Below are 11957 nucleotides of genomic sequence, written 5' to 3'. Positions count from 1 at the left end.
GATACCATGAACCTGATAAGTGGAAATCTGATATACACAGACAGCGCATATTAGAACGAGCAGGATGGACATTCTGGCGTTGTTTTGCATCTACTTTCATACTTCATAGAGAGGCTGTTATTAATGAACTTATAAAGACGTTAACTCAACTTAATATTCATCCAATAGCAGACGCTCAGATAGCTTCTAACTTATATACTGAGACTCGTAGGGTTCAGGCTTTTGAGGAATTGGTTGCAGAAATTGAAATTGAGTTTGAATAGTTTTTAAAATGATTGAAATATAGTGATAGCGGGTATGTTTCAATTTTTGATTAAACAATAAAATAGATTTTATTGTTTAATTTAAAGTGAATCTCTAAATACCTAAAAATTAGTTCCCGATTCGAACACAACAAGTGTCGCAAGTTTAAACACTAAGTTATTAACTTAACATCATTGTAAAATAAAAAATCTACCTGTCTGTTTTAAGCGGATGTCATATCATTCGCTCGACTTGCATCACTAAAATTGTCCACTAGACGGTTATCTAATGTTTCTCATTATATAAAGCTTAGCTAGCAATACTGTATTAAAGGTACAAATATTTTGTATGTATTTCAGCTTCAGTTTCTATTGATAATTATTTAAGCTTAGTCATTCTTTTGGTCATATCAAAAATCTTTATGGGTGTTCATAATTATTTCTAAGATTAAGCTATGCTATTTATGAGGATAGTTACTTTTAGACACCCATGAGTATCTCTAATAGTGGATAATCGTGGCATTTAAAGTTCCTTATGATACGGTTTAGAGGTGTTTACTTTGTCGGATTGTATGCTTGATACTCAATATGTAAGAACATTGTACTGCAGTTTAATAAATAGATTTAAGATAATAAGCTATTTGATATCCAGTTTCTAAAATCATGCCAAATGCTACATTTTTTCACTTAAGCATTAATTTAGGTGTGGCATTCTATATAGATTAGTATTTTTATAAATCATAGTAAGGATAATACTTGCTTATATAAGAGGCTTAGTTTTTGAATTTTAAAACTTTAGATTATGACTATTAATAATAAAATAACTACCAGATTTTTTAATTAGTTAATAAATGGAATCAAATACTAATTCAAATACCTTTAAGCAAGTAAAAAAATTAGCTACATACAATTATAACGATTAATTAAAGGAATAAGCGTGGTTTTTGTGAGACTTGACGAAATTAATAACCATTTAAAATCAAATGCTACTCATATTTGTCCTGCTAACATCAGTAGTTTGATAGATAAAAGTAGCAAATTATGTTTATTCTTAGACATTGACGGCACGCTAGCAGAATTTACAGTTGACCCAAAAAAAAGTTATATCCCTGAAACTACATTATCCCTTATTCAAGCTATATTAAATGAAGGGGTTAATATATCCATGGTAACCGGTCGTAGCTTAATCGAAGCTCAGCGAATGATAGCACCGTTAAATATACCTATAGCGGCAACTCACGGCTTAGAGATTGATTTTGCAAATCTTTTAAGTGGTCAAGTTAACTTAATAAATGATACCGCTAACCATTTTCAATCGCTTTTGCCTACCATTGATATGACTCAACTCAATCATATTAAACAAACTCTTGAGAGCGCAAGCCAGCCATTTATCGATTTAACTATAGAAAATAAACCCTACTCCTGTGCAATCCATTATCGTCAGGCGCCTAACCTTGCTGATACAGCCTATAATTTAATTTATAAGGCTATTGAACCTTATCCAAACTGGACTATAAAGCAGGGTAAGTTTGTTTGGGAAGTAGTTCCTAAAGGCGTCAATAAGGGAACTGCAATTTTGACTTTATTTAAAGCCATTCAACAAAATAATTACGCTGATAATAAACCTTTAACTGCTATATTTATTGGTGACGATGAGACCGATGAAGCGGGGTTTTCTGCTATTAATTCTTTAAATGACAAGGATACTTATAGTGCTAAACATGTTAAGGGTATCGCCATAAAAGTTGGTAACGAGTCAACTTGTGCCCAATATTATGTGAATAACATTAATGAAGTCACTGCTGTATTGCAAACTTTATTATTGTGCCTTACGCAATCAAAGATGAGCGTTGAATTATGAGCCGTCTTATAGTGTTATCAAATCGAGTAAAGATGCCAGACAATAACCCTATGGCTGGTGGACTGGCTGTGGCGTTATCAGAGTTATTGACCGTAAGTTCAGGTGTTTGGATGGGTTGGAATGGTGACATTTTAGACGCTTCCACCTACAACTATAACGAAGATAGTTTAGATTCGTTTTCAACTTACAAAAAGACAGCTTTAATCCCTAGCCGTTTGTCAAATGTAAATCTCCCAGTCACGTATATCACTACCGCTCTTAGCGCCAAGCAATACCAACACTATTACTGTGGGTTTGCTAATAATGTATTGTGGCCAATGCTACATGAACAGATTGACTTAATAGTACAAGCACCCGATGATTTTGAAAGTTATCAAAGCGTGAATGAACTTTTTGCCAAACAGCTAAAGCAAATTATTGGACCTAGTGACGTGATTTGGGTACATGATTATCATTTCTTAAGTGTTGCCTATTACTGCCGTCAACTGGGCATTACCAACCGTATTGGTTTTTTCTTACACATCCCTTTTGCCCCTTTAAAATTTTGGCAGCAACTAGATACTAGTTCTGAACTGATCAAACACCTCGTTCATTATGATGTGCTAGGTACTCAAACGCAGCAAGACAAACAAAATTGTCTAGATGTAATAAACCATTATTTAAAGCCTTACATAATAAAAAACCATTTCAATGACTTTGATCTTAATGTAGATAACAGTTTAAATATCTTTAATAGCCAACATCATGAATCATCACAAAGCGCCTATTTGACATTTAATCTAGGTCTGGAACACCTTCATCATTTATTGATAAAAGCTTATCCCATAGGGGTAAATGTCACTAAAATTCAGCAGCAGGTTGCTGATTTATCTGAATTATTGTCAAAAAAATCTGTTGCTAAAAGTTTTAAGGTTGATGAGATCAAGTCGACAAATCAACAAATTATCGCAGTTGATAGGATTGACTATTCAAAAGGCTTATTGCAACGTTTTTCAGCTTATAGTACATTTTTACAGCAATATCCTGCTTACCAACAACAATTAAAATTGTTGCAAATTGCTTGTCCTAGTAGATTAGACTTACCTACTTACAAACAGCTATATAATAATGTACGCCTGAGTGTTAATAACATTAATAAAGCTTTTGTTTCATCCTCTTCAAAAACAACACAACCTATCTCTAAAAATCAAGAATTTACTACTGATAACTTTCATTCCGTTGACTATCCAAATATTTGGCAGCCCATTAATTATACTGAAAGTGTACTAAGTCACAAAACTTTAATGAAAGCCTTTTGGCACAGTGATATTGGTTGGGTAAACTCACTTAAGGATGGTATGAATCTTGTGGCTAAAGAATATGTCGCTGCCCAAAATCCTGAGAATCCTGGAGTATTATTGTTATCACGTTATGCCGGCGCCAGTGAGCAAATGCAGGCCACAGTGATTGTTGATCCCTTAGAGCCGAGTAGCATAGTTGCTGGACTAAAAAAAGCATTAACGATGCCACTAAAGGAAAGAAAAGAGCGTCACCAGATTCTGTTAGATGGGCTTGAAAAAAACAGTCTGATGTCCTGGCAGCAAGACTTCTTAGATGATTTATATCAAGTAGTCTAATCCAAATTATACCTTATTAACAATAACCAAATATCAAATATAATCTAATATTAATTATAACCAAATAATAACTACAAATAATTAGAATGACTATTAAAACAATAATTGGATTTCAATATGCATAATGATTTATTACAGCGTATAAAGCAGAGGGTTGAAGACCTACTTTATGATGATGAGGAGCGCTGTGCAAAACAGCAATTCGTAATAAACAAATCTGTTAGAAATGAGATTTTAAGAATATTGGTTAGCTATTCAGATCAAATACCTTATCCTGGTTCTGGCAATAAAACTTATATTAGTTCTAGATCGGATTCTAGTTCAAGTTTCAAATTTGCCACTAACACTAACACTGACGCTGACACTGACACTGACACTGACACTGAGCATAATGTAGGCACTCTACTACGATGGCAAATACTGGCTTATGTAGCAGGGGTAGATTTAACTGTGGCCAAGTGGTTTGAATCGCATCTTGACGCCTTAAGTATCCTATATGAATTGGGTTATGATCAAGAAACAAAAGGACTTTGGGCAATATGGGCGGCTGAAGGTCATCCTAATCCAGTTCGCTATAAAGATGGCAAGGTTGTCGGAGTTAAAACTTGGTGTTCGGGTGCTAATATGATTGATTATGCCCTGATGACTTATCGAGATGATCAAGGTCACTCACAGCTAATCACTGTAGATATGAAGCAAAGAGGCATCGAAGTTGATAATAGTGCATGGCAAGCTGTGGGCATGCAAGCCACTGATACCGCTTCGGTGACTTTTGATCAGGTGGAAGCTACCCAAGTGGGAGCGGCAAATGCTTATCTTGATCGTGTTGGTTTTTGGCATGGAGCGGCAGGTGTGGCAGCTTGTTGGTATGGAGCAACTGCCCGATTAGCTCAATATTTATTAGACTCTTATCAGCACAAACCCAATGACTATAAAGCCATGTACTTAGGTGAAATAAGTACTGCTTTATCAACTGTACAAAATTATCTATATTCGGTCGCTGACTTAATAGATGCTCAGACTAGCCATAGTCATGAACAGGTTATTCGTCAATTAAGAGCACAAGTCGAATTAGTAGCAAGACAAGTATTAGATACGGTTGGTCTTGCCTTAGGTGCCGCTCCTTTTTGTAGTAATGCCCACTTTGCGACTCTTAGTGCAGACTTAACGGTGTTTATCCGCCAAAGTCATGCAGCCTTCGATTTAAAAAGAATTGGAGAATTAGCTGGCGAATCTGTTAAACAGGGAGCAATACTATGGCAGTTGTAAACTCGAATCACCCCTCACCTACCAAAATTCATCCTATAGTAGGCGATAGAGTCATAGAGGGGGATGGAACATCAACGGAAGCTTGGCAAAACTGGCAAGGCCTACAGGATTTACCACGATTAAATATTGGCACTAGTTTTTCAACTAATAGTTCTAAATTGCCTCGTGTATGTGTCTTTGCTCCACATCCTGATGATGAAATTTTAGGGTGTGCAGGTCTGATTCAACAACTAACACTTAACGGCAACCCTATATTAATTGTCCATGTCACCAATGGCTCACAAAGCCACCCTGAATCTGAAATTTATCCGCCTAGTAAACTTGACATTATACGGCCAAATGAGAGTGTTGAAGCCTTTAAAAAATTGGGTGTAGATCAGCAGGTGACAATAAGTGCGCTTAATTTACAAGACGGTCAGGTGTATCATCAACAAGATCTATTTCATCAAAAGCTGACTGAGATTCTTGAACCTACTGACATATTGGTTACGCCCTTTATTCATGATGGTCATCCTGACCATGAGGCTACTGGTCAAGTAGTAGCGGCTTATGCCAAGCAACATAATTTAAAATGTTATCAAGTTTTAATCTGGGCTTGGCATTGGGCGCGTCCTGCTGATAGCCGAGTACCTTGGCAGAATGCTTTAAGGATTGATCTAACTGCAGAACAGCAGCAGCGCAAAGTGGACGCAATTCATTGTTTTAAAAGTCAAATCACTATGGATGAAAGTACCGGTAACCCCCCTATTTTATCTGCTCAAACCATCAATAGAATTAGCCAGCCCTGGGAAGTATATATATGAGTAATTCTTCTTTATCATCCGTAGCATCTTCTCTACAAGCATCTTTTGAAAATTCAGATTTATTAAATGAGCAAGACTCTACTGCCTATTCTGAAAAATATTTTGATGCGTTATACAGTGACAATACAGACCCTTGGCAATATCAAACCCGCTGGTATGAAAAGCGTAAACGTGACATGTGTCTTGCTGTGCTACCACAAGCAAATTATCGCAATGCCATTGAGTTGGGCTGTGGCAATGGGGTTTTTAGTGAACTGCTTGCTAAACGCTGTGAATCGCTATTAAGCATTGATGGTAATAATCAGGCAGTGCAACTCGCTCGACTGCGAATGGCGCAATGTTCTCATGTTAAGGTTATGCAAGGCATCATACCCGATGCATTGTTTAACCTTAATAATGATGAGCATTCAAACACTAGCCATTTAGCTTATAGAGATGGATCTGTTGATACTACATCATTTGACTTAATTGTTATTAGTGAGATTCTGTATTATTTATCGCCTAAAGACATTGACGCAGTGATAGATTGGATTAGTAAACACTTAGCCCAAGGTGGCACCTTACTATGTTGTCATTGGCGTTATGATATTGAAGGCTTTGAAATGAACGGTGAAATTGTACACCAGCGTTTATATCAAGCTTTAAATACTATTGATTCTACTTCAAACTCTACTACCATCAACGATACTCACCAGACAAATCAATTAAGCTCTTCAAATACTAAAGTAACGTTTATTCATCAAAGCCAACTTATCGATAGCGATTTTTTGTTAGATATTTGGCAAAACTCGTCTGATACTGTGGCTATGAGCGAAAGATTGGTTTAATAAACCGAATTAATGTATTTTTAGTTTTAATGATTAAAATTCGAATGTATGTATCAACTTATTAAGCAATTCATAAAACAACTATAGTTATTATTTAAGGGATGAGATATGCCAAACTTAAATAAGGTTAAAGACCCTTTACCACAGGTTTTAGAACCTGTATTAAAAATTGGTATTGTCATTCCAGCTCATAATGAAGCAGAAACCATTAGCGACTGTCTTGCCTCAGTTCAAATTGCTATAGACCAACTGCCTAGCTTTATCGAAGCTTACCCTTTGGTAGTCCTTGATAGCTGCACCGATAATACGCTTGACTTGGTTATGTCTAAAGGCGTTGATTATTTAATTTTAAATTATCGCTGTGTAGGTCAAGTGCGCGATACTGGTATACGTCATGTTATATCCCAAGGCGCCACTTGGGTAGCTTGCACTGATGCAGACTCATTAGTTAATCCAGATTGGCTTATACAGCAAGGGGCTCATATTGAAGATTCAAGCTCAAAACAAGGCCACTGTTCAAAATCTTGCGATATGATTTGTGGTGTGGTCAGCATCAATGACTGGGATCATTTAACTGATAAGACTAAAAAGAAGTATCTCGCGCATTATCAAGACATGATGGGGCATCGACATATTCATGGGGCCAATTTAAGCTTTAGCAGTGAAGCTTATTTAAAAGTAGGAGGTTTTGCCAATATGCCTTGTCACGAGGATGTAGATTTGGTAAAACGATTTGAAGCGAAAGGGTATAATATTGTTTGGAGCAACAAAGTACGCGTTGTAACCAGTAGCCGATTACAAGCTCGTGCTAAAGAAGGTTTTGCAGCATTTTTAACCAATCTTGAACATAATGGTTAATAATTTGCGTTTGTACTTTTGTTTAAATAAATTCCTTTATCGGTTAACATGTAGCCTGTTATTTAAATTTTAACATACCTTTATATTAACGCTTTCTTAACAAAAATTGATGTATTATTCCTATCCAGTTAATTTATCCTACTTATTTATTAACTTCAAAAATTGTAACCTATTATTTTAAGGAATCTGTTATGAATGCTACTCGCATCGGTGTGGACAAATGGGCAATTACCAGTCGTATATTCCACTGGGGAAGTTTGATTTTTTTAATTACGACATGGGCATTATTTGTTACTTATGAAAATAGTGAATCTGACGCTTATTTAAACTTACATAAAGCCTTTGGTCTTAGTATGTTGTTTTGGACTTCGGGACGTATAATCAATCGTCTGCTAACCAAAACGCCACCAAACTTGATCATGCCAAAATGGCAAGTTGCTTTATCGCATTTGGTTCATGCTGCTCTTTATATTTTGTTACTTGCCATGCCTATAGCTGGATTATTAATGACCGTATATGGCGGACATTCTGTTAGTTTTTTTGGTTTATTTGAAATTCCAGTTTTTGTTACTCCAGACCGCCCCACTGCTCGGTTTTTTAATAACCTTCACACAGGCGTAATTTGGTCATCAATTATTGCTTTATCTGCGTTCCATATTTTAGCGGCTTTATATCACCAGTTTATTAAAAAAGATAAACTTATTAATAGAATGCTATAAGCGTATTTCAAATATATGTAGAGCGTTATTGTACCTGTATCTTTATTGGCATATTATTATAAAAAAAATATATTATATTTATAATTATATTTGATCAAAATGAATACTCTTAACACTTTCTTAACTCCTGTATTGATAATTTATGAGCACCCCAACATGACATGCCGTCTGTTGATTACAGTGAGATAAGATATGGCTAATATTCATAATAATACTGTTAACAGTTACAATAACTCTAATAATAATACTAATACTGATCCTGTCTCGTCACGTTCTACTATACATGCCGCACTCTCTAAAGTACCTGAAGTTACCTTATTGTTCTGGATGATTAAAATAGCATCTACCACGTTGGGCGAGACAGCAGGTGATGCTCTTTCAATGTCGTTAGATCTAGGCTATCTGCTTAGTACCGAAATATTTGCAATTATTTTTGCTATAGCGGTTGCCACCCAAATTAAAGCGGAACGTTTCAATAAATGGCTGTATTGGGCTACAATTATTGCAACAACCACGCTAGGAACAACAATAGCAGATTTTGTCACTCGTTCATTAGGTATTGGATATACTGGCGGTTCTGCGCTCTTATTGGCATTACTGGGTTTAAGTCTGTTTATCTGGAATAAGAGCTTAGGCAGTATTTCTGTGGACAGTGTAAATACACCTAAGGCAGAAGTTTTTTATTGGACGACTATTATGTTCTCTCAAACGCTAGGCACAGCGCTTGGAGACTGGGTTGCTGATACTAAAGGCATGGGTTACACCACAAGTGCTATAATATTTGGTGACCTACTTGCATTGATCGCATTGGCACATTATTGGACCAAGATTTCAAAGACTCTCCTATTTTGGAGTGCCTTCGTGCTTACTCGTCCGTTAGGCGCTGTACTAGGTGATTTTTTGGACAAGCCTTTAGACCATGGTGGATTGGCATTGAGCAGATTTGGTGCTTCTGCTGCATTATTGGTATTTATCGTAGTGTGTCTTGTGGTGTTTAATCAACGTGCTAGCGCTAAAGCCCATTAAATTACCAATAATTTATTATATAATTACCAAATGCTTAACGCTTTTTTGATGGCTAATTAGGTATTATAGCTTTCACCTTAATAAATAAGAATAAGATTAATATATGAATCAAATTAGTGACTGGGTTTTAGCAATAATGGCAAAGTTTGGCTATTTAGGCATTATTTTTGCGATGTTTGCTGAAAATGTATTTCCACCAATACCCTCTGAGGTCATCATGCCAGCAGCTGGATTTGCTGTAGCAAGGGGCGATCTTAATTTGGTAATGGTAATAGTGGCAGGTACATTAGGTAGCGTATTGGGCGCTTTACCTCTTTATTATTTAGGCTCAATCTTTAATGAAGAAAGATTGGTTGAGTTTACTAAAAAGTATGGTAAATACGTCTTTGTAAAGCCTGATGATGTGATATCAGCCAATAGTTGGTTTGATAAACATGGCAAAAAAGCGGTGTTCTTTGGACGCATGGTCCCTGGAATTCGTTCTTTAATTTCTATACCTGCTGGCATGAATAAAATGCCGCTCCTGCCATTCCTTATTTTAACCACTGTCGGTGCAGCTATTTGGACCAGTATATTAACCTTTGCAGGATATCATTTTGGTCAGAATTACGAGGTCATTGAGAAATTTTTAGCGCCTTACTCCAAGATATTTTTGGGATTGGCGGTAGCTATTGTTCTTATATGGTTATTTACTAGACGATTAAAAGCTTCAAAGCAAAAGGTTTAGTAAATCATTTTTTACATGCCATGTTTTATACTATGCTTATACATCACCAAGCTAAATGCATCGTAAATTAAAACGCTTAAGGTTAACTAAGGTTTGATTCGATTGACAAAATTTCTAATTAATAAATCTTTATGACCAATCATCCTAAACCAAATCAACTTCGTCATTCGTATAAGTCTCATAATAAAGGCGTGCAAGTATTATTTATAGTATTGGGCAGTTTGTTTTTTTTAGTAGGAGTAATTGGTATTGTTTTACCGATACTGCCAACCACACCGTTTATATTACTTTCTGCCGCATGCTGGGCTAGAGGCTCTCAAAGGTTTCATCAGTAGTTAATTAGTCATAAAACATTCGGTAAAATAGTCGTAAACTGGCAGGAGCATCGAGCTATTCCGCGTAGAGCTAAGTATCTTGCTTGGATTATGATGAGCTTGTCCTGTGCCATGTTATTTTATCGTTTTTCTGATCATCTGCAATGGTTAGCTTGGCTAACAACGGCTATCTGTATAGCCACTGCAATATGGATGGCACGCTTACCTGATGCTTAAAACCAATACATAAAATGGTAGCAAATAGCTTCTATAATTAAGGGGTCTAACTTGTTATCTTGTTACTTCTAATATCTACTCTACAATTTAGCATCATTTAAAATATAAAAATTTTTCTAATTTAGGTCAATTATTGTTAATTGGCCCCTTTTTGCATTTGATTTTATGACACATACTTCTCGCGAAGACACGCTTTCGATTCGTACACAATATATTCAAGTTCTGTTAATGGGTGTCAGTGCTTTTGTTATGAATACCACTGAATTTGTACCAGTGGCTTTATTAAGTGACATTGCCAAAGACTTCTCTATCACTACCGCAGAAACCGGATGGATGCTTACTTTGTATGCCTGGATAGTAGCGGCCATGTCATTACCTTTAATGCTATTGACCAGTAAGTTTGAACGAAAAAAACTGTTGCTAGGTATCTTTGTATTATTCATTGCCAGTCACGCCCTTTCTGTATTCGCTTGGAGCTTTAATGTTTTATTAATTAGCCGCGTAGGTATAGCCTTTTCTCATGCTATCTTTTGGTCGATTACTGCAGCGATTGCTATTCGGGTAGCGCCTGAAGGTAAAAAAGCATTTGCTTTAAGTGTAGTAGCTACAGGAACTTCTCTGGCTATGGTTCTTGGTGTTCCCTTGGGACGAGTCATTGGACAATGGTATGGATGGCGCACCACCTTTGCTGAAATTGGCATCGTGGCACTGGTTGTTTTTTTACTACAAGCAAAGCTATTACCTTCTTTACCAAGTATGTTTAAAGGGTCTTTTAGAAAAGTGCCCGAACTACTAAAAAATCCACTTTTGGTATGCCTTTATCTGCTTATCTTTACTGTTTTTACAGCCCACTATACTGCCTACTCGTATATCGAGCCTTTTATGCGCGAGATTGGCTCAATTAGCGAAAGCCTAGCCACTTTTGTCCTATTATTATTTGGCGGTGCAGGCATCATCGGTAGTTTAGTATTTAGTCGTTGGGGTGACAGACACAGCACCCTATTGATGTTTGGCTCTATTGTGGTAATGCTATTGTCTATGATTACCTTACTACTAACGGTTCATTCGATTTGGGCTCTAAGTGTCAATGCTTTATTATGGGGCACTGCGCTAATGTTATTAGTCATATCTATGCAGGCCAAAGTATTAATGGTAGATTTGCATGCTCAAGATATGTTGATGTCAATCTTCTCAGGAATTATTAATTTAGGAATTGGCACTGGGGCCCTCTTTGGTGGCTACGCTGTAACCCACATTTCTTTATCAAGTGTGGGTTACGTCGGCGGTATTATTAGTCTAATTGCCTTATTACTAATGGTTTTTATGATAAAACGTTTTCCTACTTTACGTGCTTAATCAAACTATTTAGTTACTTATATAACTATTTTTGGGTACTTAATGATTAGCTAATTTTATCGCAAATATATTTTTTTATATTTTACAGCTTTATTAATCCTT

At 36.2% G+C, this 11957-nt stretch carries 10 protein-coding genes and 2 pseudogenes; all 12 read left to right on the top strand.

What is annotated here, in order from left to right; all coding sequences use genetic code 11:
• Positions 1 to 263: pseudogene (locus QZ265_RS06900) on the top strand (hypothetical protein); the annotation flags it as partial.
• A gap of 925 nt (positions 264 to 1188) precedes the next feature.
• Positions 1189 to 2103 carry a trehalose-phosphatase gene (otsB, locus tag QZ265_RS06895; protein WP_296404703.1) on the top strand — a complete coding sequence of 305 codons (915 nt, stop codon included), beginning with the start codon at positions 1189 to 1191 and terminating at the stop codon, positions 2101 to 2103.
• A complete protein-coding gene (locus QZ265_RS06890) occupies positions 2100 to 3719 on the top strand; it encodes a trehalose-6-phosphate synthase (RefSeq protein WP_296404702.1) in 1620 nt (539 codons plus the stop codon). The genes otsB and QZ265_RS06890 overlap by 4 nt, the downstream gene beginning before the upstream one ends.
• A 117-nt stretch (positions 3720 to 3836) precedes the next feature.
• On the top strand, positions 3837 to 4988 hold the full coding sequence (locus tag QZ265_RS06885; RefSeq protein ID WP_296404701.1) for an acyl-CoA dehydrogenase: 1152 nt from the start codon (positions 3837 to 3839) through the stop codon (positions 4986 to 4988).
• Positions 4976 to 5791 carry a PIG-L family deacetylase gene (locus tag QZ265_RS06880; RefSeq protein WP_296404698.1) on the top strand — a complete coding sequence of 272 codons (816 nt, stop codon included), beginning with the start codon at positions 4976 to 4978 and terminating at the stop codon, positions 5789 to 5791. The genes QZ265_RS06885 and QZ265_RS06880 overlap by 13 nt, the downstream gene beginning before the upstream one ends.
• Positions 5788 to 6618, top strand: a complete 831-nt coding sequence (locus tag QZ265_RS06875) for a class I SAM-dependent methyltransferase (RefSeq protein WP_296404697.1) — start codon at positions 5788 to 5790, stop codon at positions 6616 to 6618. Before QZ265_RS06880 ends, QZ265_RS06875 begins: the two co-directional genes overlap by 4 nt.
• A gap of 108 nt (positions 6619 to 6726) precedes the next feature.
• Positions 6727 to 7476 (top strand): glycosyltransferase, encoded by a 750-nt coding sequence (locus tag QZ265_RS06870; RefSeq protein ID WP_296404695.1) that lies wholly within the window; start codon positions 6727 to 6729, stop codon positions 7474 to 7476.
• A gap of 191 nt (positions 7477 to 7667) precedes the next feature.
• Positions 7668 to 8195: a cytochrome b/b6 domain-containing protein gene (locus QZ265_RS06865; RefSeq protein ID WP_296404693.1), complete on the top strand. Its 528-nt coding sequence runs from the start codon at positions 7668 to 7670 to the stop codon at positions 8193 to 8195.
• Positions 8196 to 8387: 192 nt separating this feature from the next.
• Positions 8388 to 9221 (top strand): hypothetical protein, encoded by an 834-nt coding sequence (locus QZ265_RS06860; RefSeq protein WP_296404692.1) that lies wholly within the window; start codon positions 8388 to 8390, stop codon positions 9219 to 9221.
• 103 nt (positions 9222 to 9324) lie between these two features.
• Entirely contained in the window at positions 9325 to 9948 is a 624-nt protein-coding gene (locus QZ265_RS06855; RefSeq protein ID WP_296404690.1) for a DedA family protein, read from the top strand.
• Positions 9949 to 10079: 131 nt separating this feature from the next.
• Positions 10080 to 10499: pseudogene (locus tag QZ265_RS06850) on the top strand (YbaN family protein).
• Positions 10500 to 10664: 165 nt separating this feature from the next.
• Complete coding sequence (locus tag QZ265_RS06845; RefSeq protein ID WP_296404688.1) at positions 10665 to 11855, top strand: sugar transporter; 1191 nt, start codon at positions 10665 to 10667, stop codon at positions 11853 to 11855.
• The last annotated feature ends 102 nt before the right edge of the window (positions 11856 to 11957 follow it).

The sequence above is a fragment of the Psychrobacter sp. genome, from assembly GCF_018260395.1.
GTDB lineage: Bacteria > Pseudomonadota > Gammaproteobacteria > Pseudomonadales > Moraxellaceae > Psychrobacter.
Note: the sequence above shows the minus strand (reverse complement) of the source record. Positions and strands in the feature narration are given on the sequence as shown.